Here is a 26316-nt window from a genome sequence, read left to right as displayed (position 1 = left end):
CTACATGTTGATGGGGTCTTGTAAATGGTGGGAAAAGGAAACAAGGAGAAAGGAGTGATTAGTTGTTGATTTTCCGTTCAGAAGAGAAGGAACTCTCATTAGCGCTAAGCTCAGGAGCTGGATAGGGTAATGGGATATAAATGTGAAAGCTGGAATACGCGGAATAGGTAAATTCCATCTGAAGCTAGGACGCTCCCATATGCTGCTAGAAAACGCTTAAAGGTAGTTTCGAGAATCTTCCAATTGTATAGTGGCTTTAGAAAACGGCGAGACTCCTGTGGGGTGTACATGATAGGTGAGATCCCAGTTCATATAAGCTCCCTTTAGTGGAAGACTCAGTTTCGAGATGTTAGAGCTGTTTCCGTTACGTTTGATAGCGTTTGGAGGTCCGGGAAATCACTCGCTTTCCGTGGGAGCGCGGTGAGCCTCCTCGGACGTCCCGTCCTGCGGGGTCTCACCAAGCACTCTTTTCCCACAGGAGTCTCGCAATTTCCCGGACCTCCTTTAAGTTTGCCAGGTTCACGGAAACATCTGAGACAGTGCATTGAGTGAAGTACAGTTATTTTGAGAGGCAACGAGAAGTCGCCCTATTTCCATTCCAACAAATTGATCTTTTCATGGCTATATGTTTATTGTCTAATCCCGGCATAGAGCTTAGCGACTAATGAGACTGGCAAGTCAACATCGAGTCATTTTGTTCTGGTTTCCTTAATCTCTGCCAGCTCAGTCCAGTCCATATACATTCTTTTGAAATGGATTACAATTAATCTTATCCAAGAAGACAAAAAGCAATTAACCGCCTGTGACACAGTCTAAATATGCAGCTTAGATGAGAGATCAGAAGTCTTTTCCAATGCCAGGAGGGGGTTCGTTTTTTCCAATTCGCATGAGGTGGTTGGGAAGCTGCGAGACTCCCGTGGGAGAAGGATGTAGGCGAGATCCCACAGGGCTGCAAGCCCGAGGAAGCTCGCCACTTCTCCCACAGGAAAGCGAGTAGCTTCCCAACCACCCCTGCCTCTTAATAGGGCAACGAACCCAGACTATCTCGAAACTGAGTCTTCTACTACCCTGCCATATTGTTGAATAACTCACTTATCAATATCAACAACCACCTTTAACATAGCCTCAAAATAAAGATTTTTATATGAATATCAACACGGCAGTTTTATAAATACAATACGATTTCATCGATCTGCGGGAGCACCCTTATATAATTTCGCAAAAGAAAAACGCAACCCCTCAGGAATTGCGTTTCTTTTTATTCTCTTCTAATGTGACGCCAATTCAACCCTTCGACCTTCTTGGTGAGATACAGCCGCTCCCTCATTTACGAGGGTCAGCTGCAGTGCATCTTCCTTCGTAATCGCCGGTGCTGTACCATCTTCTATAGCTCTGACCCACTGCTCCATAGGCATAGGCAATTTATCCGGAAGATCTTCAGGAATCACCCATCCTTCGGAATCAAGGTGGGAGCTTTTGATCCGCAATTGATTCTGTTCAATCAAAATCGTCCCTTCTGTACCATAGACCTGCAGCTGAAATGGGCTTCCGGCTGATACGAAACTAGTTTCAAGAACTGCAAGCACACCCGAATCATACTCAACCATAGCTGCTGCCTGGTCATCCACTTCCGTGTTAAACACAGAAGGCATACGAGCTGTCACTGCTTTAGGGACGCCAGCCAATCGATTTGCTAAATAAATAGGGTGGGCTCCCAGGTCGATAAGAGCCCCGCCGCCCGTCTTCTCTTTTTCATAAAAATGATGCGGAAGCCAGCCATCCGGATGATCATCTGAAGATACCGCACCGTTGTGCGCAACCCGACATCGAACCATCGTGACTTGACCAAGCCAGCCTTGATCTACAGCCTTTTGTGTATATAAATAATAACCCTCGATTAACCGCGGAAGTGAAATCATAAACTCCACATCTGCTTTTTCAACTTCCATCAGTATGCTGTCACACTCTTCCATCGTTAAAGCCAGCACTTTTTCTGTGAAAATATGTTTGCCATACCTCGCCGCTTCCATCAATACGTGGGTATGGTCGCTTGTTGGAGTGGTGACAATCACACCGTCAATATCCGGATTAGTTAAAACCTGATTAAGATCTGCTTCAAAAGGAACCCCTAATTCTTCTCCCCAGGCTTCCCCGCGTTCCTGATCCTCGTCCCACACAACTTCAATCGAGATTCTTTCATTTTCCATTGCTTCTCTGGCATAATCTACCGCGTGCACATGCCATTTACTAAGTAAGGCCACTCGAATCACGTACATCCACCTTCTTTTTATCTTTTGTATTAATGCTCTGATCCTTGCAACTCAGTTAAAACCGAGGTTCAACAGTCCTTTTCAGCAAAAAAATCACTTATACAGCCGGTTTCCATATTCAAATCAACCCTGTGATGGATCAGCCAAAGCCCCGTTCACGCTGGGCCGCAAGTGCTTCTTGTAACTCATTTATATCTTCCGGCTCCAGTAGTTCTTTATATATCTCTTTCTCCTCCCCGTACTCAAGCTTCAATAATATTACTTTCTCCATTGGTACAACACTTTCTATGCGATCAAAAGGAATTTTTCTTCTAGGAAGTGCCACCCCCCTATCCAGCGAAATATAACTATCCGAGATCCTTACATAATCTTTTTCCAGCTTTCGCACGTTATGAACCAACCGTATTATACCAAAGAGAAAAAGCATCACAGCCAGTACGACAAGATAAGGAGGAATTCGGTTATCTGTTATGCTTGGCAGCACTAAAAAAACAGTACTTACCACCACATTGAATAAAGAGCCCAGCCCTTTTTTCAGCCAGCTTTTTTGAGAATTATATGGGAAGTTTTTGTACTCATGTGTGATGCTATCCCTCCTCTGCTCTAGCTAATGATTAACATATCGTTCTCATCAAACTCCCACATTTCCCCGTAAGCGACCTCCCAGTAGTAACCGTCCGGATCAGTGAAGTAACCGCTGTATCCTCCCCAAAATACTTTTTCAGGAGCTTTCACGATTCTTGCCCCAGCCGCTTCCGCACGCGCCATGACTTCGTCGACTTCTTGTTCTGATTTGGCATTGAAGGCAAGCGTTACACCCGGAAACCCGCCTCTTTCTGGAGGGTCCGCTTTATTTATGTCTTCTGCCAGAGACTCTAGAGCATAAAGCGAAATCTTAGACCCAGGAGTGTTAAAAAAGATAATTTCCGGATCATCAGCTTTTTCATTTGTAGGAAATCCGAGTTCATCCCGATAAAATTTGACAGACCTTCTCATATCTTTTACTCCAAGGGTAATCAAATGAACTCTATTCATAGTTTATTTCTCCCTCTTTCTTAAATAATCCAGCAGCCCCATCGCACACACCTCAAAATCGAGAGACAGTATTTCAAACACATGATGATCTTCATGGACGCTGAAACCTTTTAAATAAGTGGAAACTTTATCGTGCAGGCGTTTTTTTAACCCTTTCAACCCTTCCCCATTGAAAAAGGCAGTCTCAGCTGCTTCCAAAAATTCAGGGATCCACTTCAGCACTTGATCGAAGGCTGCTTCGGGTTCCTCCGACATTCCGAAATGGCCGAAATAAATACGATCAACATTCAATGTTTTAAACTTTGCAATCGACTGCTTCATCGCTTCAGGATCGAATTGGTTCGGTGAAGTCGAAGGCAGGTAAAACGTGATCCCTTTATCCTCGGTTTGATGGTAGCGAATGCCTGCCGTGTCTCCCGTAAAAATTCCATTACTGACAGGATCGTAAATTCCTAAATGATGGTTTGCATGACCTGGCGTATCATAAAACTCCAACTTGCATTCTGAGCCAATCTCAAGTGTATCGCCTTCTCCCTTAACAAGTAACTGTTCTTCCGCAATCGGCAGGACCGGATCAAAAAGTTCATCAAAAGAGTCCCCATATACGGCCCGCGCTCCATCTATAAGCCTTGAGGGATCAGCCATATGTCGTTTCCCCTTTTTATGGACGATAACTTTTGCTTCCGGACATTCGCGCAGCAACAGGCCCGCTCCGCCGGCATGATCCAAATGAATATGAGTCAAAATGACATACCGGATGTCCTTAGGATCAAGATCCAGTTTCTCTAATCCTTCGATTATTCTAGGAACAGATAGGCTCGGCCCTGTTTCTATAAGGGTCAGCTGCTCCTCATTCAACACATATGTACCTGTCCTTCCTGGAAACCCTAGATCAAAACCATCAATCAAATGTATACGATGACCAAGATCGATCGGTGCTTTCTTTTTCAACTACAATCACCTCATGAATATGACTTACCTTCATTTTACTAAATACTGGATGATAATTATAGTTGGACAATTCTGCCATCTTAAATTGTCACACTTATGGGCTGGGTGCGTATCATGTTTTTGAGGAGTGATGAACATGACATACATGCGAAATATGAGCGGAAACCAGCAGCAAATGAAACCTACAAAACAGTATTGCAAACAATTAATGAACTACCACGTAATGGGTACGATGGAGGATGGGTCTTCCTTTGACGGCATCGTAATGGACGCTAATGATAATGAAGTAACGATGCTGATGGGCGAAGATGTGATGGTGGATGAAAACGGGAATGAAGAAAATGAGAGCAGACAATGGGGATACGGAGGATATGGAGGCTATGGCAGAAGAAGAGCCCGACGTTTCCGCAGAAGGGTATTACCTCTGGCAGGGCTGACTTCACTGCTGCTTTACCCATATATCGCCCCATACCCTTACTATCCGTATTATCCTTATTACTAAGAGTTTCTCATAAATATCGCTCTTATTCGTTTTTGCAGGTTAAATCGCTTTCATTCTAATGAATGGAGCGATTTTTTTCTAATCAATAATATACGTTGGTGACGCTTATCAAACGCCCGCGAAAAAGCGATTCGTTTCCGTGGGAGTTTTCTCTAATTCACACACAGGAGAACTATGTGAAGCATACAACACTGAGTTTGGGCTAAACCCTGAGTAGAGTTAAACAGACTGTTATACAAGCTGTTTATGAATTGAATTAGTCCCGCTGTAAGGAGCTGCCTCGTGACAACTCCTTCTATCTTATAGCTGGTCTCCGTGCTGTAATTTTGAAATATGCTCACGTAAGTCTGCCTTTTTTACCCTCCAGTGGCTGCCGATCTTAAAACCTGGAATTCTTCCTTCTTGGACAAGCTTGTATGTGGTCACTTCACTGATTTGCAAAAACTCTGCTACCTGGGCGACGGTCAAAATTTCACGTTCCTGCTCCATTTGATCCTTCCTTTAACAATATGGCTTGTGTCCAGTTTATACGCTGTTTCCCATTTACTCAATCTAAATGAAAAATTAACACGAACACTTGTAAGCGCTATACCTCAGTAATGGCAGCAACATCGGCCTCACCAACATTTTCCTCAAGTAAATAAACTATTGATTTATCAATCATTTTCTTATAATCTATTATAGTTGGTTATAACGGGTTATAATTCAATTTACTATTAAACATACAGGTTATACATCGGAGGAATGAAGATGGAAAGAGAGATCATGACCGTTTCACAAGTTGCGGACTACTTGCAGCTAAGTGAAATGACCACATATAAGTTGGTTCAAAAAGGGACGATCCCCGCATTTAAAATAGGAAGTCACTGGCGGGTAAAAAAAGAAGACTTGCATGAATGTATCGAACAGTTAAAAAAAGGTGAACGTCTTAAATGACTACTGTTTAGAGTCAGTGGTCGTAAAAAATCTATTAAAGAAAGAGTGAAACCATGTCAACAACTACAACACTAAAAGAACAATGGTTCGGAAATGTAAAAGGGGACGTCCTCTCGGGAATTGTCGTCGCTTTAGCACTTATTCCTGAAGCTATTGCTTTCTCTATTATTGCAGGTGTAGACCCGATGGTGGGCCTTTATGCCTCCTTCTGTATCTCTGTCGTCATCGCTTTTGTCGGCGGCCGTCCCGGAATGATATCGGCCGCTACCGGAGCTATGGCACTTGTAATGATCACCTTAGTGGCTGAGCATGGCATAGAATATATGCTGGCTGCTACCATATTGACGGGAGTCTTCCAAATTTTATTCGGAGTCTTCAATCTTGCTAGATTTATGAAATTCATACCACGATCGGTCATGGTCGGGTTTGTGAATGCGCTGGCTATTATGATTTTCACTTCCCAGCTGCAGCATTTCGTGGATGAATCGTGGATTATGTATGCATTGGTAGGTTTGACGTTAGCTATTATATATTTATTACCTATGGTTACAAAAGCCATCCCATCGACACTTGTGGCTATAGTCATCGTTTCAGCAGTTGCCATCTATATGAACGCCGGAGTGCGTAATGTAGGTGATATGGGTGAATTGACGCAGACACTTCCATTATTCGCGCTGCCTAATATTCCGTTGAATATGGAAACATTCATGATCATTCTCCCATACGCTCTAGCTCTTACCATTGTCGGTTTGTTAGAATCACTATTAACCGCTTCTATTGTAGATGATATGACTGATACGGAAAGTAACAAAAACCAGGAAAGCCGCGGACAGGGAATCTCAAACATTGTAGCCGGATCATTTGGAGGTATGGCGGGCTGTGCCATGATCGGTCAATCTGTCATTAATGTGAAATCCGGTGGACGAGGCCGTCTGTCCTCTTTAGTTGCAGGCGTATTCCTTATGTTCCTGATCATTGCACTTGGCAATGTCGTTGTCCAAATTCCAATGGCTGCTCTAGCAGGTGTCATGATTATGGTATCGATCGGGACTTTTGACTGGAGTTCTCTAATGAACCTCCACCGAGTTCCTAAAACAGATGCCGCCGTTATGGTAGTCACCGTAGGTACCGTTGTCTATACGCACAACTTAGCTTACGGAGTATTAGCAGGTGTCGTACTCAGTATGATTTTCTTCGCTGTTAAAATATCAAAAGTACGAGTTCTTTCCTTGTACGTAAATGAAGGAAAGAAAAAAATCTATTATGTTCAAGGTCAGTTATTCTTTGCATCCGTAACAGATTTCTTATCTTCCATTGATTTCAAAGACAGTGTGGAAGAAGTAGAGATTGACTTAACCGAATCTCATCTATGGGATGACTCCGCTATAGGAGCACTTGATAGTATTGAAACAAAATTTGAACAAAAAGATATTCGCGTCCATTTCAAAGGATTAAATGGCGAGAGTTCAAGATTGTTACACCGTTTAGGCGGGGTTTCAAAAAGTGCCGGCCATTAATTACTATAGGTAAAGAAGGAGCAAATATATGTTTGAAAATATTTTACTCGCAACAGATGGTTCAGACCATTCGAACAGAGCCATTGATCAGACTGTAAAAATGGTGAGTCCCTATAAAGAAGAAGTACAGATTGAACTTGTATATGCAGTAGATGGCGACACATCGAAAAGCGATATTCTGAACTTCGGAAGTGCTGATACGGCTACAGTTAAAAGAAAAGAGATGTTTCTGAACACTGTTCAAGAATTGGAATCCCAAGGCATTAAAGCTGAAGTGACCATCTTACATGGCGAGCCAGAAGAAGTCATCATTGAGCATGCCAATAAACATGACTATGACTGCGTCGTAGTAGGCAGCCGGGGTCGAAATAAATTTCAAACTCTCGTTTTAGGAAGCGTCAGCCACAAACTTATGAAATATGTCAAATGCCCTGTCATGGTCGTCAAATAACCTCTCAAAAACCCTCGTTCTCCGCTGAAGAACGAGGGTTTTTTCGCATCAGCAGCCCTTTTATTATAATATGATATAATGGTTTATAACCTATTATAAAAGTGGTGAAATGAATCATGCTGAAAGATACAGGGGAGCGCATCATACCAAAAGAAATGAATATTATGAACCGAATGCTCCTTGAACATGTGGCCCGATATCACTTTTGTGAGCCTTATATAAAAGGACGTGTTCTTGATATAGCTTGCGGCGTAGGTTATGGAGCAGCCCACATTGCCAAGGTACGAAAAGAGTCGATTGACGAAATCATAGGTGCGGACATTTGTGAAGATACGATCAATTACGCCATCCAAAATTACTACCACCCGCTCCTCAACTTCCAGACGGGTGACATCATGAACGACAATTGGGTAGAGGAAATCGGCAGGTTTGATACAGTGCTCAGCTTTGAAACGATTGAGCATATCCCTGATGTCCAAGTATTTATGGAACATATGCACAAGCTTCTTGAACCAGGAGGCACCCTCGTGTTATCCACTCCTTTTGGAAAAGGTTTAAATCACCCAAGCGGTTCTCCTTTTCATCATTTTCAAATGACTCCTGAAGAATTTAAAGAACTATTCACGAAATTCAGCGAGGTTGAACTTTTTTACCAAAACGGCGTAACCATTGAACCTCCTCGTAAAGAAGTTTATTATCCCCTCGGGGTAGCGGTCTGCCGTAAATAAATTAGGTTTATTGCTGCCCCAAAGTGGTATAAAAGTAACAAAGCTGGTATGATAAGAATTAGAAAGACATACAATAAAAAGGTCGCAGCTGCAACTGCGACCTCTCGATAATGATTCCCCCAGGGGATCAGCTATTCACATAAAATAGGCCTCTCCCGATCAACTGTCAGGTTAATAGGGAGGTCTATTTTTTATTGATCATTTCTATGATCAACGCAAGCAATGCAATGAGAAATGTTCCAAAAGTAAACAATACAGTCAGAACTTCATACATGCTAATAGGCATCACCCCCTTACTCTCCGGGGTTAGCCGACCACCCTAAAAGGAACATTATCTGGAATTAATTGTACCACACTATTCGTTACAATCCCACCAAAAATAAGAACGTACGTTCTGTTTTTGGTGGCTTTCAAATTACGTGAATTCTATTATTTAGGTATGTTAACCGTTATTGCTGATTTTTCGTAAATAAAAAAAGTTATTCAGTAATATGGCAGGATTATTGAAAACTCGAGCCTGAGATAACAGGATCCCGGCTTTAGTGAGTGATCCGTTTCCTGGAGCCCCTGAACCCCTCATTTTGTCTCGAAACTGAGTCTTCAACATAATGGAGGTTATCTACCTGATGACAGCCTTCCTATCCACTAACTTCTGGAATTTGATTAAATAAATAGTAAAATAAAAATAATAAACCCCTTGAAAAAGTTTGTGAAATGGTGCACAATAAGAATGTGAAGTGATTCACAAATATTCTTTGACGTAGGAGTGTTTTACATGAACACCACAAGAAAAGAAAAAGTGAACCGTGTCGTTTTAATAGGTGCAGGACTCGTAGGAAGCAGCTACGCCTTTGCTTTAATTAACCAAGCCGTTACGCAAGAGCTCGTCATTATTGACCTCGATAAGGAAAAAGCTATGGGAGACGCTATGGACTTAAATCATGGGAAGGCCTTCTCTCCTTCTTACACCAATACTTGGTATGGAGATTATAACGACTGCTCAGATGCAGATATCGTATGTATTTGTGCTGGCGCGAACCAAAAGCCAGGTGAAACCCGATTGGATTTAGTTGAAAAAAACATGAAAATTTTCAAGGGGATCGTTGGTGATGTCATGGACAGTGGCTTTGATGGGATTTTCTTAATTGCCACGAACCCTGTCGATATTTTAACTCAAGCTACTCAAGTGTTCAGTGGTCTTCCTAAAGAACGCGTGATCGGAAGTGGAACGACGTTAGATACCGCAAGATTCCGCTTCTTGCTCAGTGATTACTTCAACGTGGCTACTCAAAACGTCCACGCTTATATTATCGGAGAACACGGAGATACAGAACTGCCCGTATGGAGCAACGCCACGATTGGCGGCGTACCGATTTCAAATTATATTGATACGAAAGAAGGATGTCATCAAGAAGATCTTGATCCCATCTTTGAAAATGTACGGGATGCAGCCTACCAGATCATCCAGAAAAAAGGGGCCACTCATTATGGTATTGCGATGAGCCTCGTCCGTGTAACTAAAGCAATTCTAGGTAATGAAAACAGTATTTTAACCGTCAGCTCTTACCTTAACGGTGAATATGGCGCGACCGATGTTTATGCCGGTGTACCTACAATTGTAAACCGCCAGGGGGTCCGTGAAGTGTTAGAAATGAGGTTGTCGGACAAAGAGCAGCAGCAATTCGATCACAGCATTGAAACACTGAAGAATACAATGAACCCAGCGTTAGAAAAGCTTCAAAACGCAAGTAGATAGACAAATAGGAAGGAGCAGGTGCAGACCACCGCTCCTTTTTTGTATTCATTGCACTACAATTTATCATCGAACGTCAAATCAGCGTCAGCTAAGGCCTGTTCCAAATCATTGCCATACCTTGATAAATATATCATCTGGCCATTGCGAACCTTTATCAGAATAGAAACGCTCCCTTTGGTGGAAGACTCCGTTTCGAGACATTGTGGGAGTATGGGGCTGCACAATACCGAAGAAGCTCGCCACTTCCTCCACAGGAAAGCGAGTAGCTTTTTCAACAACCCCTGACTCTTAATAGGGCAACTAACCCAGATGATCTCGAAAACAAATCTTAAACTACCCTGCTATATTGTTGAATACTTTTTATATCCACGATATTGAACGCAGCTCTATTATTTAATAAAACCTCAGCTCTCTACACCACTCTCTAAAATACGGAAAGACCGATCTCTGCAATCTATTTGAGCAACCGCACCATAAGGCAATACAATTTTCGGTTCAGTATGACCAAAATTCATGTTGTATAAGATAGGTAGATCTTCTAATCCATACTCCTCCATAACGGTTAGAATTTCTTTTTTGTATTCCTCATAAAATTTTTCATCCTGGGGCTTACCAAATATGATTCCGTTCGCTTGGTGAAGAATGCCTTGTGCCGCATAATTCCTGAGCCAGTATTTTATAAAAGAAGGATCAGGCTTTTCTTCGGAAGTTTCAAAAAACAAGATACTATTCTTCCAATGTTTGCTTTCCGGCCAAATTATAGTGCCCTTGGCGAATTCAAGCACTTCGATGCAGCCGCCAATTAACTGCCCCTGAACAACACCTGAGCCTTGAAGCAGTTCATAACCTGAATTTTCCTGCATACCTCGCCTTTTAGTTTTATTCGCTTCCTCCCACTCTAAGTACTCACTCGTCCATTGTTCAGAGGGGCGGATTTCACCAATGTGTTCATCACTAAAAAGCGTACGCTTTACCATCTCAATGGTATAGGGATCCATTTCCACGTTTTCCGCAAAATCTACTAATACAGCTGGTCCGTAGAAAGAAGCAATCCCTGCCTTATGACAAAACAAATGACACATTGTAACGTCTGAGTAGCCCATGAGAATTTTAGGATTCTTATGAATTACATCAAAATCAATATAAGGCAGTAAACGCAGGCTGTCATCACCGCCGATATTGGCAAAAATAGCTTTGATACTCTTATCCTGAAAAGCTGACATTAAATCTTCGGCCCTTGCCTTCGGATTTTGGTAAAGATAGTCTCCACCTTTTAAACTGTTTGGCATCGGAACCACTTTAAGGCCAAACACTTCTTCCAGCCTCCGCACCCCCTGCTCGTAGCGCCAGCGAAGCTCAGGCTCGCCAGCTCCGCCCCATGAAGGACTGATCGTCGCTACTTTATCTCCTGGCAGCAATTTCTTTGGTTTCATTAACATATGTATGCCCTCCTATCCTTGTAAAAGGTGCTGTTCGTTAGTACTAAGCTCATTATATCGTGTTCTACCTTACTCTTGTAAGCACCTTTCCCTTTCTTTTCGAAGCCTTTTACTGTAATGGAATATGACTTTGGGCTAGTTCAAACGTGATAATAAATTACCAAGCAGCATGATTTTTAAGCATTTTTTCTATAAAAAAAACCAGGCCCGATAAAAGGACCTGGTTTCAAAAGAAATTATAGGTTAACCGTTACGTCTCCGTCTTCACGTAATTGCTCGACAAGCTTTTGTGTTTGTTCAGATTCTTTTTGACTCTTCACTTGTTCTTCAAGGTCAGGTTTGACTTCTTCATAGGACGGTACTTCTTCTTCTCCGCCCATTTCTTCTTGCTGAGCTTTCATTTGTTCATACATTTCTTCCATTTCTTCTTCTGAGGCTTCCGTGTCCCCAGTTTCACTTGCTACCAATTGATCTACCTTCACCTGAGTTTCCACTTGAGACATGACTTCATCTTCACTCATGCCCTGCTCCTCTAGAGCAGCTAGAAATTCATCTTTAGATTCCAATTGTTGTTGCTGAGCCAGTTCGTCGAGCGTTTCATCTATATCTTCTTGTGAAGCTTCAATACCTTGGTTTTCTGCTTCCTGGATTAGAAGCTCTTGACCAACTAAGCTTTCTGCAACCTGTTGCTTCAGTTGATCCTGGTCAACTTCTTCACCGCTCATTTGCGACTGCATAGCCATTTGCTGGAATTGACCTTCATACGTCTGTTCGAATTCATCTTTTTCTATTTCTTCACCATTGACCTCTGCGACAACATCAGGAATACCTTCTAAGTCTGGTTCAGGCATCTCAGGCTGTTCTGGCTGTTCTCCGCCTTCACCTTCACCTTCGCTACCTTCTGTCTCTTCCTGCTGAGTGTCTTCACCTTCACCATTACTATTATCTTCACCAGCTTCGTCATCATTATTACAAGCTGCTAATAGCAGTACGAAACCGACTAGTAATAAACTTAACAACCATTTTTTCTTCATTGTCATTCTCCTTTCCTAACCATCGTGTAAGCCATTGTAACACGTATATAGTTTTTGTATACACTTGACTCTGTAACAAATGGACTACGCTGTGCCTTTTACAACACCTTTATGTCCTGTCATAACAGGCCTCACCAGTAATCAGCACCGCTCTGAAAGCTAAATGTGTAAAAAATGTGGGATTTAAATGAAATTACGTGTTAAAGCCGGATACAGCGCATTTATAACAAGTTCTTCCCACTGATTGTCTCATTTCTCTCCCATGAAAAAAAGAACGGCTTGGATGACCAAGCTCGTCCTTTCATTGCATTCTCACTTTCAACTGAAACTGTCATTTAACCCTATTGCTCAGACCCTTTTACCTTTTCGCGATCGGAATCCATATTTCACTTTTGAAGTTTGTTTTCTTCACATCCTTACCTTCATTCCATAAGATTTCCGGACCTTCCCTCTGTTCATAGTTCGACGTAGGGAACCACTCTGAATAAATGCGCCCCCACACATTTTGAAGGGTGTCAGGGAACGGGCCGACCGCTTCGAATACTGCCCATGTGCCTGCTTGAACCTCAAGCGCTGTCAATTGAGAAGGAGCGATTTGAGTTGTAGCTGCCCCAATATAATGGTCAAGTTCTCCCCTCTCTTCCATCCGGCCTTCTGAAAAGTTTGTCGATGCGCTGATCAGTCCTCTTGGCTCAATGTCGGAAAGATCCTTCATGAGTTTGATTGTGTCTTCATCTAAACTTTCCCACATCGATGCTATGGCTGGGTTGACTCCATCAAAAATAATAGGCACCCTCTTCTTTATTCCTACAATTTGAAAAGCATCTTTTTCTTCAATTCTATACTTCATTTCTACCCCTCCATTAATTGTTAATTGAAAGGTCATTTTTGGATAAGCGTTCAAATACCGGCTGTTCTCTCTAGCTTCTGATGGCGTTATCCCATGGAACTCTTTGAAAGCTCTTGTAAAAGCATCAGGTGAACGATACCCATATTGCCCAGCTGCATCAATCACCTTCACGTTGCTGTTCTTCAATTCTAGAGCCGCACATGTGAGACGCCGACGGCGAATGTAGTCAGACAACGTAATTCCTGATAGAAAAGAAAACATTCTTTGAAAATGATATTCTGAACAGTACGCGCGTTTCGCTACTTCTTTACGATCAATATAATCCGACAGGTGGGCTTCAATAAAGTCCATGGCCTCATTCATTTTATTAAGCGAATCCATACAATGACCTCCCTTCCAACTAAAGATTAGCAGGTTTTATACCATCCGACCCGTTTATTGTTGCACGATAGTGCAGGGGAGAGATTGTCTTATAAGACCTCATTAAAAATGAACCCGCTTCAATCAACGGGTTCATTTTACTAAACATTATTAATCTTCTTTTGGGTCATCAAATAAATCTGTGAATTTAGCCACATTCTCATAACTGAATTCAAATGCCATCTTTATCTCGCCAAAACCTGGCTGGTAAAAATAGCCCTGGACTTCATAGCTATTTTTATTCTCCCTAACTTTAGTAAGGTGAAAATATCTTCTGAAATATTGCGCCATTTCTTCCAGTTTTCTGTTCCGTACTTTAATCCATTCTTTTTTGGATTCTTCTGTGTGAAAGTCGGATTCCTTTAACATATGTTCACTCCTCTAGGGACATCAAAGTCTAAAAACTGTATTACCATAATGATATAAGAGCTCGCACTTATTTTCAACTGCTACCTCTATAAAACTTTATAACTATAAAACATTTCTGCGTAAGAGACAGCCGCCTTTGAGTGGTCCACCCGTTCGTATAATTAGGTCCATCAGCTCACTGAGCTTTTTCGAAGGTAAAAGGCTTTAATGGCAAATCTTAAAGCTGTCAGTTGGCAGGCTAGCCCTGTACCCCATCCGATCAATGTTGAATACGCAGCAAGTTCATGTAATGCCACACCGCCTGATATACATGAGGAACCGAGCATAATGAACAGAATAGTTAATTTCCGATTTTTCTCCATTGCCTTTCCCCCCTTCATTGACCGTCATGTATAGTTCTCTTCTGTAAAGGAGCTTGATTTTGTTTGTAAAAGAAAATCTCAGAGTCGAAGTTCATTCCCTTATGGCTTTTGGCATCCTTCAGAGGTTCCTTCTCACTAACTTTATTTAATTGTTCACATCGTAGCACCCCACATTGGGAAGCGACTGCACTGCCGGCTTTCCTGCCTTCTCAGGAAGGTCACATTTTCTCACCTGGTCGTTGCAGACAATCTGGAACCTGCTTTACTCCGTACTCCTAAAATAGATTCCATTTGTCAGTTACAATCATTTCAAATGACCATCTATAACCCAATTCTTTATTTTAGGAAAATAGAGTTCATATGTGGTTTTGCAATGTCCTGCCAATAAATAGAAAGCCAGAAGCAGGGTTCCGCTTCTGGCTATATTTGATTATTCGACTGTCACACTTTTAGCTAAGTTACGAGGCTTATCAACGTCACAATCACGGTGAAGAGCAGCGTAGTAAGAAATCAGCTGAAGCGGCACCACGGATACAAGCGGTGTCAGCAGGTCATGGACGTGCGGAAGGATAAAGGCATCGCCATCCTTTTCAAGACCTTTCATACTGATAATCATGCTGTTAGCGCCACGTGCTTCAACTTCCTGGACATTTCCACGGATGGAATAGTTCACGCTCGCTTGTGTAGCAAGAGCAACGACCGGAGTTCCTTCTTCAATAAGTGCTATTGTTCCGTGTTTCAGCTCTCCGCCAGCGAAACCTTCTGCCTGGATATAAGAGATTTCTTTTAATTTCAATGAACCTTCTAAGCCGACATAAAAGTCGATTCCGCGCCCGATGAAGAAACAGTTGCGTGTCGTCGGCAGGTACTCGCGAGCCAGCTGCTCAAGCTCTTCTTTTTGATCCGTCAAGGCTTCCATAGCGGTTGCTACAATACCTAGTTCCTGCATTGGATCAAAGTCCAGCTCTATGCCTTTAGCGCGTGCGGTATCTACTGCTAAGATAGCTAGAACGGCCATTTGAGCTGTATAAGCCTTTGTTGACGCGACAGCAATTTCTGGACCGGCGTGCAGGTGCATCGTGTAATCAGCTTCCCGGGAAAGGGTGGATCCAGGCACATTCGTAACAGTAAGTGCCGGATGACCAAGTTTTTTCGTTTGGACGAGTACAGACCGGCTGTCTGCCGTCTCGCCACTTTGTGAAATATATACGAATAATGGCTTCTCAGAGAGCAGTGGCATATTATAAGAAAATTCACTTGCCACATGCACTTCTACTGGAATGTTCGCTAGTTTTTCAATGAATTGTTTACCTAGAAGTCCGGCATGGTAACTCGTGCCCGCTGCGATAATGTATATGCGGTCACAGTTCTTCATAGCTTCACGAATTTCAGGCTCTAATTTAATTTCATCGTTTTCATTTTGATATTTTTGGATGATTTTACGAATAACAAATGGCTGTTCATCAATTTCTTTCAGCATGAAATGAGGGTATGTTCCTTTTTCGATATCCGTCGCGTCAAGTTCTGCTGTGAACGGCTCACGGTTTACAACCTCGCCTTCAGGAGACTGGATAATTACTTCGTTACGGCGAAGTAATACAGTTTCTTTATCCATAAGCTCCAGGAATTGATCAGTTACATGCAGTGCAGCCATAGAGTCACTTGCAACCGCATTGAAATTCTCTCCAAGGCCTACAAGCAGCGGGCTTTTGTTTTTAGCGACATAGATCGTATCCTCATCTTCTGCATCGATCAAGGCGATAGCATAAGAACCTGTAAGAAGGTCTACAGCTTTACGGAAAGCAGCAGCCACGTCCTGAAGTTCGTTGTTCAACACTTCAATCAGCTGGACGATGATTTCTGTATCAGTTTCACTCTTCATCTCAACATTTTCAAGGTAGTCATTTTTAATATCAAGATAGTTCTCAATGACACCATTATGAACGATTGTAAAACGTTCCGTGCGACTCTGGTGAGGGTGAGCGTTTTCTACACTTGGAGCACCGTGTGTCGCCCACCGAGTGTGCCCGATGCCAAGAGTGGAATGAACGTTAGCGTCCACTGCTTCTCTCAGGGCAGCAATACGTCCTTTTACTTTAGAAACTTTCACACCGCCGTTTAGTGTAGCAATACCAGCAGAGTCGTACCCTCTATATTCAAGCTTCTCTAAGCCAGTTAATAAAATCTCTTTCGTATCTTCATGTCCAATATATCCTACAATTCCACACATAGTCGTTTTCCTCCTAATAATCAAAAAAGGAGCAAACAACGGTCTAAAATCATCAACAGGGGCCGTTATTTGCCCCTTTCCCGTTAACATTTATAAGTTATAAGCACTTTATCCGCATGCGTTGGACAAAGAGTCGCCTCTTTGGTTTCTCATACAGACGATCAGTTGAAGTGTGGCAACCGGGAGGCATCCGCCGAACGCTCGATGAACCTCCTCCTCGTCAACTGTACATGTTTCGTTGTGTACAGCCCTGGCGCTTTATTAAACTGACTGGTCCCTTTCCTCCTTTTCTATCTTCGAATAAAAACCTTTACTTCAATGTCGAGAGTTACGGTGTCGTAACCGTATTCGCCATTTTTTTCAAGGCTATTCCTCATTTTACCTGAAAACAAGCTTTAGGGTCAATGACTTTTATAGTCAATTCCCTACTTTTAGGCCATGTTAAAGGTGGTTATTGATATTGATAAGTGAGTTATTCAACAATGTGGCAGGATACTTGAAGACTTGATTTCGAGACAACCCGGCGTTCGTTGCCTTAATGAGAGCCGGGGATGGTTGGGAAGCTACTCGCTTTCCTGTGGGGGAAGTGGCGAGCTTCCTCGGGCTTGCAGCCCTGTGGGATCTCGCCTACATCCTTCTCCCACCTCTTACATCAAAATAAGTTTGTGGCGTGAATCTGTTCATATATCTCATGGGGGGACTATCCAGCTCCAGCGCTTAGCGGCTACTGAGACTTCCTTCACTTCTGTCCGATAAGTCAACATCGAATCACTTCGTTCTTCGTGTTTCCTTTATCTCCGTCAGCTCCGTCCAGTCCATACGCCGCTGACCAAAGCGCTTCCGCTTTTACAAAGGAGTCTCGCAGCTTCCCAACCACCCCGTTCGATAGAAGTGAGAAACGAACCCTCCCGTTAAATAAGAGCGACTTCTCTGTTCCTGCCCAATGAAATATTGAATTCTGCCTCAAGTATATTTATAAGAGACCTATGTTAAGACAATCAGTATGCTACCCTCCATACTCACTTTTTTTGCAGGAGAAACACCGTAAACAACTGGAACATGCGTGTACCGATCTCTAACGTTTTGATTCATTAAAGAGGGAAACCACCTCCCATTTTGACTGGCACACACATGGATAGAGTGGATGCATTTCACTACCGATAGCCATATTCTTAGTGAAAACTCCATAACTAATTTTTCTTTGTTGAAGTACTGTCATAAGAGTTTCCGTTCTACTAATGATCGGCAAAGAGATCCGGGAAATCGTGAGACTCCTGTGGGAAAAGAGTGCTTGGTGAGACCCCACAGGACGGGACGTTTCCGAGGAGGCTGACTGCGCTCCCACGGAAAGGGATTGATTTCCCGGACCTTCAAGCACTGTTATTGTGACGGAAACACCCCTAACATCTCGAAACTGAGTTTTCCATTATAGGGAGCTTATATGAATATCAACAAAGAGCTTTTTAACATAGCTTACTATTAAAATATGCGCAGGAGAGCCAATTGTGCTCCACCTGCGCATACACATTGTATTATTCTTTCATCCCTAATTCTTCCTCGACGACTTGTACTACTTTATTGACATACGTTTCACACTGCTCTTCTGTCGGCGCTTCTACCATGATTCTAACAAGAGGCTCTGTACCGGAAGGACGTACGAGTACTCGCCCGCTTCCCCCCATTTCCTCTTCTACCGCTTGAATTGCTTCTTGAATACGAGGATGGGTCTGTACAGCTTGTTTATCGATTACACGAATATTCTTAAGCACCTGAGGGAATTTCTCCATTTCTGCTGCAAGCTCAGATAATGGTTTCCCAGTTTCTTTTATTACGTTTACGAGCTGAAGCGCGCTTAACAAACCATCACCAGTCGTATTATGATCCAGGAAAATGATATGACCTGACTGTTCTCCGCCTAAGTTGTAGCCTCCACGGCGCATCTCTTCCATCACATAACGGTCGCCTACTGCGGTTTTATCACTCTTGATCCCTTGAGCTTCTACCGCTTTATAAAAGCCGAGGTTGCTCATAACTGTCGATACAACTGTAGAATGTTTAAGCAGCCCTTTTTCGTTCATATGCTTGGCGCAAATGTACATAATTCGGTCGCCATCCACGATTTCGCCTTTTTCATCAACAGCGATCAGGCGATCTCCGTCGCCGTCAAACGCTAAACCGATATCAGCATTCTTTTCACGGACGACTTTCTGTAACGCTTCAGGATGCGTCGAACCTACATCCTTATTAATATTCAATCCATCCGGAGATGAACCGATGGATGTAATATCTGCTTCTAAGTCGGCGAACAAATGAGATGCGTGCGATGACGTCGCCCCATTTGCACAGTCAAGTGCGATATGAAGACCTTCAAAATCATAGTCCACTGTCTGCTTCAAGTGCTGCATATACTTTTGACCACCCTCGAAGTAGTCATTGATCTGTCCCAGGTCCGCACCTGAAGGACGTGGCAGCGTATCTTCTTCTGCATCGATCAGCTGCTCTATCTCATCTTCTTGCGCGTCGGTAAGTTTGAAACCATCGGGACCGAAAAATTTAATACCGTTGTCTTCTACAGGGTTGTGGGAAGCAGAAATCATAATTCCCGCTTCCGCTTGAAGAGCCTTTGTTAGAAAAGCCACCCCTGGAGTAGAAATCACGCCTAGACGCATAACTTCCGCGCCGATGGATAGTAATCCAGCTGCTAACGCGCCCTCGAGCATTTCTCCAGAAATACGGGTGTCGCGGCCGATCAATATTTTTGGCCTTTGTACTTCTTTTGTCAATACATAGCCGCCATAACGGCCTAATTTGAAGGCAAGCTCGGGTGTCAACTCCTTATTCGCTACACCACGAACTCCATCTGTTCCGAAATATTTTCCCATTTATAAATTGACCTCTCTTTCGTTGTTGGCTCATAGACCGTGACTCTCTATTTATTGCGTGGCTGATTCGCCGTTCTCTTCGGTTTGTACCTCGACCTCAACAGTTTCGGGCTCCACCTCAGCCACCTCATCTGGAAGAGGAATCTCAACTTCTACCGTTTCATCACTTTCTATTTCAGTTACGTCTACAGGTATATCTTCAAGGTTCTCAATCTCTTCTAACACGTCATTCGGACCACGAATCGTTACGCTCTCTGTTTCCGAATCAATAGAATCAATCGTAACTCCAGCTGAAGGTTCCCCTTCAGCTTCAAACGAGATCGGAACCTCTTTTTCTGCTTTGCTTATAGGTACTGTGACGTCTACACTAGTTGGATCTAAGAGAACATTCAGCTCATTCCCTTGGGCATCGTAGACCTTCACAGGTGCTTCAATGTCCTCAAGCGTATCCTCAGCCTCTCCTACATCGATCATCGCTTTTACGGAAGCCACTCGTTCTACTGCTGCCGATGATCCAGTAATGGTCACTTGTTCAGGATCTATTTGGGCTTCTCCGATAGAATATTCATTTTCAATTTGATTTTCATTGATGTAATCCACATCGACTTCAAAGTCTTGATTTTCTTTTTCTTCGATGGTTACTTCTACTTGTCTAGGCTCAATACTGACCGATAACTGATTAGAGATCCCTGAGTGTTGGACATTGACTTCATGTGTGCCTGGGCCCAGGTCATTCAAATCAACAAATACATTGAAATTCTGTTGTCGTATCACGGGAGCTAAAGCTCCGTTTGGTCCCTCTACAGCAACCGTAACATTCTGTGGCAGCCCGCTCACAACATATTGTTCACTGTCAAATTGGACTTCCAAGGGGATATCATTCATCACTTCCGATTCAGAAGAAGTATCATTGAACCACTGGGAGTCACTGTCCATGTTATCATCCACGTTAATCGATACCCATAGGAGCAAAGCTAAAAGCAATGAGATAATTCGAATAAACCACTTGTTTCTGAATAAATTATCCATTCTTCTTCCCCCTCCAATTCCATGTTTTAGTGGCAGGGGTTTTTGCGGTATGATCAAGCTCGCTTCTTAAGATCTCTTCTAATTTCTCCTGATCAAGTTGTCTGTGCAACTCTCCGTTCTTAGTACAGGACACAGCGCCCGTTTCTTCAGATACAATGATTGTCACGGCATCGGTAACTTCACTGATCCCCATCGCTGCCCTGTGTCTCGTCCCTAATTCTTTTGAGATGAACGGACTTTCTGATAGTGGAAGATAACAGGCCGCAGCTATAATCTTATCATCCTTAAGTATCACCGCACCATCATGTAGTGGTGTATTCGGTATAAATATGTTCGTCAATAATTCACTAGTCAAATGACCATCTACTGGAATACCTGTTTCTACATAATCTCCCATTCCGGTCTCTCTTTCAATCGTAATCAGGGCGCCGATTCGACGTTTCGCCATATAGTTACAAGACTTTATAATCGCCTGGATTGATTTCTCAATCCCTTCATCTTCAGCCGTTGTGCGGCTAAAGAAACTTCCGCGGCCTAATTGCTCTAAAGCCCTCCTCAATTCAGGTTGAAAGAGGATGATAATGGCGAGGAAACCCCAGGTAATAGCTTGTGACATCAGCCATCTTAGTGTGGTTAGTCCGAATAAATTACTCAATAACCATATACCTAATACAACGAAGATCCCTTTTAATAACTGGACGGCCTTCGTTCCCTGGATCAGCATGATTAATTTATATACAACAAACCAGACAAGGGCGATATCAATAGCAATCAATAATACATCTAATACATCCAGTCCCCCATCAAGCATGCTTACACTTCCTTTTGAAGAAATTGATCGACTAAAAAAACGCCATAACCTGTATTATTATATCACACTTCACTTTTTACATATATTAAAACCCAAACACAAAAAAATAAACCACTATGATTAATATAGTGGTTTATAACTAGTCAGAATCCGTAGAAAAGATATCGGATACGAATTTCTTCGTATTGTACCACATCCACTCGAATACTTGATTAACTTCATGGACTTCACCACTTGCATAAGCTTGATAATTCTCACCGTTAGCCAGTTCATTTTCTGGATCGTCGGTTACAAAATCTCCGTTAATTAATGTGATGTCCCCATCAATCTTTCCTTCGACTTTCAAGTCACCATTTCTTACGACTAAATCTCCGTTCACTGTGACATCTTCAGGCACAATCACTGTATTACTCTGAATGATGAGATTCTCCTGCTTAGAGACTGTCACCTGGTGGTCCTGGTTCCAAGCAGAGAAGATTCCACTGAACATCAATATGAAAAATATAGCAGCTGATGTTAATATAGGATGACGCTGCAGCATTTTGGCATAATTCTTCCTTTTTCTCTCTTTTGGAAGATTCGCCATGACATTGGAAGTAAATCCTTCTGGAGCCGCAACTGGTCCTGTATTTTTTATCAATGTAATCGATCTTTTCAATTCGTGAAAATGGTTTTGGCAGGATGGGCAAGCTTGAAGATGGTCACGCAGTCGTCTTTCTTCGTCTCTATCTAATTCGCCATCTAGATACTTATGCATAAGCATCACAGCTTCTTTATTGCATTTCATTCCCTCTCAACTCCTTTACACATGTCGAAGCCTCTTTCTCAAGGCCTCCCTGCCACGATGTATTCTCGTCTTTACTGTTCCAATAGGAATATCCAATACATCAGATATCTCTTGGAGAGCTAACTCATCTAGATACCTTAAAACTATGACGCTTCTATATTTAGGGGGAAGAGCCAGAATTTCTCGATGAATGTAGCTCTGTAATTCCAAGCTCTCCACTTCTTCCTCCGGCAGCGCTTGCTCAGCAGCCAGTTGTGAGTACATATCTAACCCTTCCGTCCCTTTTACTTCAGCGTCGAGGTAGTAGTCCGGCTTTTTCTTTCGTATTCGATCAATCGTCAAGTTCGTTGCAATCCTATAAAGCCAAGTGGAAAACTTCCGTCGCTCATCAAAGCTGGACAAATTCGTGTACGCACGAATAAAAGCTTCCTGAGCAAGATCTTCAGCTTCATAAGAATTCCCTATCATCCGGTAACAAATATGGTAGACCTTGTTCTGATAAAAGGAAACGATATCTTCATAAGCGGATTGATCCCCTTTTTTGACCTCTTTAATTTTTTTCTTTATCATGGTTTCCATCTGCTATACCTCCGCTATCGTGCGGCTGCTATTATCTACGTTCACGCCCGCAAAAAGGTTTCAAAAATATTTTTGTTCTTGTAAAATAATGTTTATATTATAATAAAAGTGGATATAGATACTAGAGTTTAAAAAATCTTTTTTGGAGGTAAACGTCATGAATGTAGAGTTTAAGCTGTTAAAAGAGATAGAAGAATGTCGAAACGAAATGAATCGATTAGCTAAAAGCCACTCTTTAACATCTGAAAGAGTCGTATATGTAAGTGCTAAACTAGATTTTTTATTGAACGAATACGAAACATTGAAACAAAAGCATCAGCAACCCACCTTGGGCAAGGTCAGCTGCTGATCATTGCTACTCTACTATTTTAAACTCTCTCCAAACAATGACCCCATTAATCCAACAGCCATGCTTGCCGTTTTATTTTTTTCATCGAGTATAGGATTTACTTCAACGAATTCCGCAGAAGTGATTAATTGTGCCTGATAAAGCATCTCCATAGCCAAGTGGCTCTCTCTGTAGCTTAAACCGCCCATAACAGGGGTCCCTACACCAGGCGCTTCATTCGGATCAAGACCATCTAAATCTAAACTTAAGTGTACACCATCTGTGTGATCTTTTAAATACTCAATCGTTTCCTCCATCACCGCAGGCATGCCCATCTTATCAACTTCATGCATAGTATAGACTTTAATACCCTTTTCTTTAATCAGTACTCGCTCACCTTCATCCAGGGATCTAGCACCGATGATTACTATATTTTCCGGTCTGATTTTAGGCGAATAGCCTAATATGTTCGTCAGCTTTTCATGGCCGATTCCAAGACTTACAGCCAAAGGCATTCCGTGGATATTACCGGATGGAGAACTATCCCCAGTATTAAGGTCACCATGCGCATCATACCAAATGACTCCGAGATTCTCGTAATGTTTGGCTATCCCCGCTAAAGTCCCCATAGCAATACTATGGTCTCCACCCAATACTAGTGGGAAACTTCCTTTATTCACTACTTCATCTACTTTTTCTGCTAAACGAATGCTTCCTTCAGCCACTTCCTGTAAATTTCGCAGGTTATCCACCTTTTGAGCGTTATGTCGGTCAGGACGGGAAATATCAATATCTCCCAGATCCTCTATACGTAATTTCAAATCCTCAAGACGTTCCAGAACACCGGCATACCTTATAGCACTGGGTCCCATGTCTACACCTCGACGATTCTGACCTAAATCCATTGGTACACCTATGATGGATAGCTGTTGATTCATCTATAATTCCTCCTTTGTCTGTCTTCTATAATTGTATACGGTTTCATACAGATGACTCAACCAGACATAGATATGTATATATATACGTTATTTGAAGGATAACAGCCAATTTACTGCATGATTAAAATCTTCAGCAACATAATCGACGGGTGTCCCTCCATCTTCCAATAGATAAGTATAGGAGTCTTCACCTGATCCTGTTAAAACTAAAACGGCCAGGCACCCAGCATTATAAGCAGCTTCTATATCTTTTATCCGGTCTCCAATGACAACACATTCACCGGGAGAAAGATTGTACTTTTCACAGGCTTGTTCAATCATGCCCGTTCGCGGTTTCCTGCAATTGCAGGCAGCTGCTGGTGAATGTGGACACACAAACACATCATCTAAACCGAATCCCCTCAATTCCTCACCAAAATCTTCTAACGTAGACAATCCCTTGGAGATACCTGGCTGGTTCGTAAATGAAAACAAAAGGACACCTTGTTGTTTTAATCGACGAATGGAAGAAGGAACACCAGAGTACAACTCAAATTCACCAGGATATTTTATTTCGTCTGAACCACCTAATGTACCATCCCGGTCTAGAAACAAAGCTTTCATTTAACCGCCTCCTCAATTAAAAGCATACAATAAAAAGCTGACATCGATTCATGATGTCAGCTTTGGATAGTCAGTTATTATTAATATGTATGGTGGAGCCTAGCGGGATCGAACCGCTGACCTCCTGCGTGCAAAGCAGGCGCTCTCCCAGCTGAGCTAAGGCCCCTTATTTAAAAAATATGGAGCGGGAGACGGGATTTGAACCCGCGACCCCCACCTTGGCAAGGTGGTGTTCTACCACTGAACTACTCCCGCCTGTTAAAAGGAATCCATATAATCGATAGTATAATAATAAAGCGGATGATGCTAAAAAGCAATATCCGCCTGTTGAATGAGCCATGGAGGGCTCGAACCTCCGACCCTCTGATTAAAAGTCAGATGCTCTACCAGCTGAGCTAATGGCTCACAATAATAAAATTGCTCTGATGATGATACACGTTCTTTCAGTGACGCTGCAATCCTAATGGTTAATATATTTTCCGTACAATTTAAGACAAATAAAAAAAAGCTAAAGCTTTTTAAATAAAAGTTTAAATGGCTGGGCCAGCTGGATTCGAACCAGCGCATGACGGTACCAAAAACCGTTGCCTTACCGCTTGGCTATGGCCCAATTGTACATTAAGTATTGTTTCCTTATAAAGCATTTTTATTCCAAAGTTTAAAAATAAAAAATGGTGGAGGGAGTAGGACTCGAACCTACGAACCCGATGGGAGCGGATTTACAGTCCGCCGCGTTTGGCCAACTTCGCTATCCCTCCACATTAAACATGGAAATGGTGCCGGCCAGAGGACTTGAACCCCCAACCTACTGATTACAAGTCAGTTGCTCTACCAGTTGAGCTAGGCCGGCGTTATGGTGGAGGATGCAGGGCTCGAACCTGCGACCCCTTGCTTGTAAGGCAAGTGCTCTCCCAGCTGAGCTAATCCTCCATTGGTGACCCGTACGGGATTCGAACCCGTGATACCGCCGTGAAAGGGCGGTGTCTTAACCACTTGACCAACGGGCCAGAAAAACTATTTCTTCCAGAGCTTCCAGCCGGATTTGAACCGGCGACCCCTTCCTTACCATGGAAGTGCTCTACCACTGAGCTATGGAAGCAAGTGGCTCCATCGGTAGGATTCGAACCTACGACCGATCGGTTAACAGCCGATTGCTCTACCACTGAGCTACGATGGATCAATATTAAGAAGTAATAGTGGAAATCGACGTAGCAGCGTCCTACTCTCACGGGGGTAAACCCGACTACCATCGGCGCTGAAGAGCTTAACTGCTGTGTTCGGCATGGGAACAGGTGTGACCTCTTCGCTGTCGCCACTACATCGTTGATTGAGGTGAACCCTCAAAACTGGATAAGACATCGGACATCTTCACAAACGTAACCTTTTCACGAAGGTTGATATAGTTAAGTCCTCGATTGATTAGTATCCGTCAGCTGCACGTGTCACCACGCTTCCACCTCGGACCTATTGACCTCATCGTCTCTGAGGAATCTTACTTACTTGGCGTAA

General features: G+C 42.8%; 26 protein-coding genes, 10 tRNA genes and 2 rRNA genes. 7 read left to right on the top strand and 31 right to left on the bottom strand.

Translation table 11 applies throughout. The annotated features are described in order from the left end of the window. Nucleotides 1-1268 precede the first annotated feature (1268 nt). The 4 genes from LF817_RS10305 to LF817_RS10295 form a co-directional block, all read right to left on the bottom strand. On the bottom strand, nucleotides 1269-2270 hold the full coding sequence (locus tag LF817_RS10305) for a Gfo/Idh/MocA family protein (protein WP_253935722.1): 1002 nt from the start codon (nucleotides 2268-2270) through the stop codon (nucleotides 1269-1271). A 139-nt stretch (nucleotides 2271-2409) separates the two neighbouring features. Further along, a complete protein-coding gene (locus LF817_RS20230; RefSeq protein ID WP_256558273.1) occupies nucleotides 2410-2541 on the bottom strand; it encodes a hypothetical protein in 132 nt (43 codons plus the stop codon). 332 nt (nucleotides 2542-2873) lie between these two features. Then, nucleotides 2874-3305, bottom strand: a complete 432-nt coding sequence (locus LF817_RS10300) for a VOC family protein (protein WP_253935721.1) — start codon at nucleotides 3303-3305, stop codon at nucleotides 2874-2876. A 3-nt stretch (nucleotides 3306-3308) separates the two neighbouring features. Continuing rightward, nucleotides 3309-4256, bottom strand: coding sequence for an MBL fold metallo-hydrolase (locus LF817_RS10295; RefSeq protein ID WP_253935720.1), 948 nt, complete (start codon nucleotides 4254-4256; stop codon nucleotides 3309-3311). 136 nt (nucleotides 4257-4392) lie between these two features. Here LF817_RS10295 and LF817_RS10290 point away from each other — a divergent pair, with 136 nt between their 5' ends. Further along, a complete protein-coding gene (locus tag LF817_RS10290) occupies nucleotides 4393-4758 on the top strand; it encodes a hypothetical protein (RefSeq protein ID WP_253935719.1) in 366 nt (121 codons plus the stop codon). A gap of 300 nt (nucleotides 4759-5058) precedes the next feature. Here LF817_RS10290 and LF817_RS10285 read toward each other — a convergent pair whose 3' ends face one another. Further along, nucleotides 5059-5247 (bottom strand): helix-turn-helix domain-containing protein, encoded by a 189-nt coding sequence (locus tag LF817_RS10285; RefSeq protein ID WP_253935718.1) that lies wholly within the window; start codon nucleotides 5245-5247, stop codon nucleotides 5059-5061. A gap of 255 nt (nucleotides 5248-5502) precedes the next feature. Between LF817_RS10285 and LF817_RS10280 the strand changes: the two genes are divergently transcribed. The 4 genes from LF817_RS10280 (at nucleotide 5503) to LF817_RS10265 (ending at nucleotide 8390) form a co-directional block, all read left to right on the top strand. After that, nucleotides 5503-5694, top strand: a complete 192-nt coding sequence (locus LF817_RS10280) for a helix-turn-helix domain-containing protein (protein WP_253935717.1) — start codon at nucleotides 5503-5505, stop codon at nucleotides 5692-5694. Between the two features lie 53 nt (nucleotides 5695-5747). Continuing rightward, nucleotides 5748-7211 (top strand): SulP family inorganic anion transporter, encoded by a 1464-nt coding sequence (locus LF817_RS10275; RefSeq protein ID WP_253935716.1) that lies wholly within the window; start codon nucleotides 5748-5750, stop codon nucleotides 7209-7211. Between the two features lie 28 nt (nucleotides 7212-7239). Next, entirely contained in the window at nucleotides 7240-7662 is a 423-nt protein-coding gene (locus tag LF817_RS10270; protein ID WP_253935715.1) for a universal stress protein, read from the top strand. A 116-nt stretch (nucleotides 7663-7778) separates the two neighbouring features. Further along, nucleotides 7779-8390 carry a class I SAM-dependent methyltransferase gene (locus tag LF817_RS10265; protein ID WP_253935714.1) on the top strand — a complete coding sequence of 204 codons (612 nt, stop codon included), beginning with the start codon at nucleotides 7779-7781 and terminating at the stop codon, nucleotides 8388-8390. Nucleotides 8391-8574: 184 nt separating this feature from the next. Here LF817_RS10265 and LF817_RS10260 read toward each other — a convergent pair whose 3' ends face one another. Further along, the gene (locus LF817_RS10260; protein WP_253935713.1) at nucleotides 8575-8676 is read right to left on the bottom strand and encodes a putative holin-like toxin; all 102 of its coding nucleotides are present in this window, start codon (nucleotides 8674-8676) and stop codon (nucleotides 8575-8577) included. Between the two features lie 489 nt (nucleotides 8677-9165). On the opposite strand from LF817_RS10260, the gene LF817_RS10255 reads away from it, so the two are divergent. Continuing rightward, nucleotides 9166-10146, top strand: a complete 981-nt coding sequence (locus tag LF817_RS10255) for an L-lactate dehydrogenase (protein WP_253935712.1) — start codon at nucleotides 9166-9168, stop codon at nucleotides 10144-10146. 404 nt (nucleotides 10147-10550) lie between these two features. Here LF817_RS10255 and LF817_RS10250 read toward each other — a convergent pair whose 3' ends face one another. The 11 genes from LF817_RS10250 to sigW form a co-directional block, all read right to left on the bottom strand. Further along, nucleotides 10551-11585 carry a S66 family peptidase gene (locus tag LF817_RS10250; RefSeq protein ID WP_253935711.1) on the bottom strand — a complete coding sequence of 345 codons (1035 nt, stop codon included), beginning with the start codon at nucleotides 11583-11585 and terminating at the stop codon, nucleotides 10551-10553. A gap of 236 nt (nucleotides 11586-11821) precedes the next feature. Further along, nucleotides 11822-12619 carry a SurA N-terminal domain-containing protein gene (locus tag LF817_RS10245; RefSeq protein ID WP_253935710.1) on the bottom strand — a complete coding sequence of 266 codons (798 nt, stop codon included), beginning with the start codon at nucleotides 12617-12619 and terminating at the stop codon, nucleotides 11822-11824. 358 nt (nucleotides 12620-12977) lie between these two features. Then, nucleotides 12978-13850 carry an AraC family transcriptional regulator gene (locus tag LF817_RS10240; RefSeq protein WP_253935709.1) on the bottom strand — a complete coding sequence of 291 codons (873 nt, stop codon included), beginning with the start codon at nucleotides 13848-13850 and terminating at the stop codon, nucleotides 12978-12980. Between the two features lie 150 nt (nucleotides 13851-14000). Beyond that, a complete protein-coding gene (locus tag LF817_RS10235; RefSeq protein WP_253935708.1) occupies nucleotides 14001-14258 on the bottom strand; it encodes a hypothetical protein in 258 nt (85 codons plus the stop codon). 170 nt (nucleotides 14259-14428) lie between these two features. Then, nucleotides 14429-14620: a hypothetical protein gene (locus LF817_RS10230; RefSeq protein WP_253935707.1), complete on the bottom strand. Its 192-nt coding sequence runs from the start codon at nucleotides 14618-14620 to the stop codon at nucleotides 14429-14431. A gap of 430 nt (nucleotides 14621-15050) precedes the next feature. After that, the gene (gene glmS, locus LF817_RS10225; RefSeq protein WP_253935706.1) at nucleotides 15051-16850 is read right to left on the bottom strand and encodes a glutamine--fructose-6-phosphate transaminase (isomerizing); all 1800 of its coding nucleotides are present in this window, start codon (nucleotides 16848-16850) and stop codon (nucleotides 15051-15053) included. Nucleotides 16851-18382: 1532 nt separating this feature from the next. Continuing rightward, complete coding sequence (glmM, locus tag LF817_RS10220) at nucleotides 18383-19732, bottom strand: phosphoglucosamine mutase (RefSeq protein WP_253935705.1); 1350 nt, start codon at nucleotides 19730-19732, stop codon at nucleotides 18383-18385. 51 nt (nucleotides 19733-19783) lie between these two features. Then, on the bottom strand, nucleotides 19784-20761 hold the full coding sequence (locus tag LF817_RS10215; RefSeq protein ID WP_253935704.1) for a CdaR family protein: 978 nt from the start codon (nucleotides 20759-20761) through the stop codon (nucleotides 19784-19786). Next, a complete protein-coding gene (gene cdaA, locus LF817_RS10210; protein WP_253935703.1) occupies nucleotides 20754-21572 on the bottom strand; it encodes a diadenylate cyclase CdaA in 819 nt (272 codons plus the stop codon). The genes LF817_RS10215 and cdaA overlap by 8 nt, the downstream gene beginning before the upstream one ends. Nucleotides 21573-21711: 139 nt before the next feature. Beyond that, entirely contained in the window at nucleotides 21712-22359 is a 648-nt protein-coding gene (locus LF817_RS10205; RefSeq protein WP_253935702.1) for an anti-sigma factor family protein, read from the bottom strand. Nucleotides 22360-22374: 15 nt separating this feature from the next. Beyond that, nucleotides 22375-22938 carry an RNA polymerase sigma factor SigW gene (sigW, locus tag LF817_RS10200; protein ID WP_253935701.1) on the bottom strand — a complete coding sequence of 188 codons (564 nt, stop codon included), beginning with the start codon at nucleotides 22936-22938 and terminating at the stop codon, nucleotides 22375-22377. A 157-nt stretch (nucleotides 22939-23095) separates the two neighbouring features. On the opposite strand from sigW, the gene LF817_RS10195 reads away from it, so the two are divergent. Next, nucleotides 23096-23287 (top strand): aspartyl-phosphate phosphatase Spo0E family protein, encoded by a 192-nt coding sequence (locus LF817_RS10195; RefSeq protein WP_253935700.1) that lies wholly within the window; start codon nucleotides 23096-23098, stop codon nucleotides 23285-23287. A gap of 14 nt (nucleotides 23288-23301) precedes the next feature. Here the strand turns inward: LF817_RS10195 and rocF are convergent, their stop codons facing one another. The 14 genes from rocF to LF817_RS10125 form a co-directional block, all read right to left on the bottom strand. Continuing rightward, a complete protein-coding gene (gene rocF / locus LF817_RS10190) occupies nucleotides 23302-24204 on the bottom strand; it encodes an arginase (protein WP_253935699.1) in 903 nt (300 codons plus the stop codon). Nucleotides 24205-24291: 87 nt separating this feature from the next. Then, nucleotides 24292-24807, bottom strand: coding sequence for an HAD-IIIA family hydrolase (locus tag LF817_RS10185; RefSeq protein WP_253935698.1), 516 nt, complete (start codon nucleotides 24805-24807; stop codon nucleotides 24292-24294). Between the two features lie 90 nt (nucleotides 24808-24897). Continuing rightward, a tRNA-Ala gene (locus LF817_RS10180) sits at nucleotides 24898-24973 on the bottom strand. 14 nt (nucleotides 24974-24987) lie between these two features. Further along, nucleotides 24988-25062, bottom strand: a tRNA-Gly gene (locus tag LF817_RS10175). 77 nt (nucleotides 25063-25139) lie between these two features. After that, nucleotides 25140-25212 (bottom strand) — tRNA-Lys (locus LF817_RS10170). A 130-nt stretch (nucleotides 25213-25342) separates the two neighbouring features. After that, nucleotides 25343-25417, bottom strand: a tRNA-Gln gene (locus LF817_RS10165). A gap of 62 nt (nucleotides 25418-25479) precedes the next feature. Further along, a tRNA-Tyr gene (locus LF817_RS10160) sits at nucleotides 25480-25565 on the bottom strand. A gap of 16 nt (nucleotides 25566-25581) precedes the next feature. Beyond that, a tRNA-Thr gene (locus LF817_RS10155) sits at nucleotides 25582-25657 on the bottom strand. Nucleotides 25658-25661: 4 nt separating this feature from the next. Further along, a tRNA-Val gene (locus LF817_RS10150) sits at nucleotides 25662-25737 on the bottom strand. Nucleotides 25738-25739: 2 nt separating this feature from the next. Next, nucleotides 25740-25814 (bottom strand) — tRNA-Glu (locus LF817_RS10145). 20 nt (nucleotides 25815-25834) lie between these two features. Then, nucleotides 25835-25906: transfer RNA gene (locus LF817_RS10140), tRNA-Thr, on the bottom strand. A gap of 3 nt (nucleotides 25907-25909) precedes the next feature. Continuing rightward, nucleotides 25910-25984: transfer RNA gene (locus LF817_RS10135), tRNA-Asn, on the bottom strand. 29 nt (nucleotides 25985-26013) lie between these two features. Then, nucleotides 26014-26127, bottom strand: a 5S ribosomal RNA gene (gene rrf / locus LF817_RS10130). 79 nt (nucleotides 26128-26206) lie between these two features. After that, nucleotides 26207-26316, bottom strand: a 23S ribosomal RNA gene (locus LF817_RS10125); the annotation flags it as partial.

Source organism: Halobacillus sp. A1 (assembly GCF_024189295.1).
GTDB lineage: Bacteria > Bacillota > Bacilli > Bacillales > Halobacillaceae > Halobacillus_A.
This window is presented reverse-complemented; position numbering and strand designations above follow the sequence as displayed.

What these genes read in the sequence shown, in the direction of transcription:
- LF817_RS20230 (WP_256558273.1), bottom strand. Translation starts at nt 2,541, where the DNA reads ATGGAGAAAGTAATATTATTGAAGCTTGAGTACGGGGAGGAGAAAGAG.
- LF817_RS10300 (WP_253935721.1), bottom strand. Translation starts at nt 3,305, where the DNA reads ATGAATAGAGTTCATTTGATTACCCTTGGAGTAAAAGATATGAGAAGG.
- LF817_RS10290 (WP_253935719.1), top strand. Translation starts at nt 4,393, where the DNA reads ATGACATACATGCGAAATATGAGCGGAAACCAGCAGCAAATGAAACCT.
- LF817_RS10285 (WP_253935718.1), bottom strand. Translation starts at nt 5,247, where the DNA reads ATGGAGCAGGAACGTGAAATTTTGACCGTCGCCCAGGTAGCAGAGTTT.
- LF817_RS10280 (WP_253935717.1), top strand. Translation starts at nt 5,503, where the DNA reads ATGAAGATGGAAAGAGAGATCATGACCGTTTCACAAGTTGCGGACTAC.
- LF817_RS10275 (WP_253935716.1), top strand. Translation starts at nt 5,748, where the DNA reads ATGTCAACAACTACAACACTAAAAGAACAATGGTTCGGAAATGTAAAA.
- LF817_RS10270 (WP_253935715.1), top strand. Translation starts at nt 7,240, where the DNA reads ATGTTTGAAAATATTTTACTCGCAACAGATGGTTCAGACCATTCGAAC.
- LF817_RS10265 (WP_253935714.1), top strand. Translation starts at nt 7,779, where the DNA reads ATGCTGAAAGATACAGGGGAGCGCATCATACCAAAAGAAATGAATATT.
- LF817_RS10260 (WP_253935713.1), bottom strand. Translation starts at nt 8,676, where the DNA reads ATGCCTATTAGCATGTATGAAGTTCTGACTGTATTGTTTACTTTTGGA.
- LF817_RS10255 (WP_253935712.1), top strand. Translation starts at nt 9,166, where the DNA reads ATGAACACCACAAGAAAAGAAAAAGTGAACCGTGTCGTTTTAATAGGT.
- LF817_RS10250 (WP_253935711.1), bottom strand. Translation starts at nt 11,585, where the DNA reads ATGTTAATGAAACCAAAGAAATTGCTGCCAGGAGATAAAGTAGCGACG.
- LF817_RS10245 (WP_253935710.1), bottom strand. Translation starts at nt 12,619, where the DNA reads ATGAAGAAAAAATGGTTGTTAAGTTTATTACTAGTCGGTTTCGTACTG.
- LF817_RS10240 (WP_253935709.1), bottom strand. Translation starts at nt 13,850, where the DNA reads ATGGATTCGCTTAATAAAATGAATGAGGCCATGGACTTTATTGAAGCC.
- LF817_RS10235 (WP_253935708.1), bottom strand. Translation starts at nt 14,258, where the DNA reads ATGTTAAAGGAATCCGACTTTCACACAGAAGAATCCAAAAAAGAATGG.
- LF817_RS10230 (WP_253935707.1), bottom strand. Translation starts at nt 14,620, where the DNA reads ATGGAGAAAAATCGGAAATTAACTATTCTGTTCATTATGCTCGGTTCC.
- glmS (WP_253935706.1), bottom strand. Translation starts at nt 16,850, where the DNA reads ATGTGTGGAATTGTAGGATATATTGGACATGAAGATACGAAAGAGATT.
- glmM (WP_253935705.1), bottom strand. Translation starts at nt 19,732, where the DNA reads ATGGGAAAATATTTCGGAACAGATGGAGTTCGTGGTGTAGCGAATAAG.
- LF817_RS10215 (WP_253935704.1), bottom strand. Translation starts at nt 20,761, where the DNA reads ATGGATAATTTATTCAGAAACAAGTGGTTTATTCGAATTATCTCATTG.
- cdaA (WP_253935703.1), bottom strand. Translation starts at nt 21,572, where the DNA reads ATGCTTGATGGGGGACTGGATGTATTAGATGTATTATTGATTGCTATT.
- LF817_RS10205 (WP_253935702.1), bottom strand. Translation starts at nt 22,359, where the DNA reads ATGAAATGCAATAAAGAAGCTGTGATGCTTATGCATAAGTATCTAGAT.
- sigW (WP_253935701.1), bottom strand. Translation starts at nt 22,938, where the DNA reads ATGGAAACCATGATAAAGAAAAAAATTAAAGAGGTCAAAAAAGGGGAT.
- LF817_RS10195 (WP_253935700.1), top strand. Translation starts at nt 23,096, where the DNA reads ATGAATGTAGAGTTTAAGCTGTTAAAAGAGATAGAAGAATGTCGAAAC.
- rocF (WP_253935699.1), bottom strand. Translation starts at nt 24,204, where the DNA reads ATGAATCAACAGCTATCCATCATAGGTGTACCAATGGATTTAGGTCAG.
- LF817_RS10185 (WP_253935698.1), bottom strand. Translation starts at nt 24,807, where the DNA reads ATGAAAGCTTTGTTTCTAGACCGGGATGGTACATTAGGTGGTTCAGAC.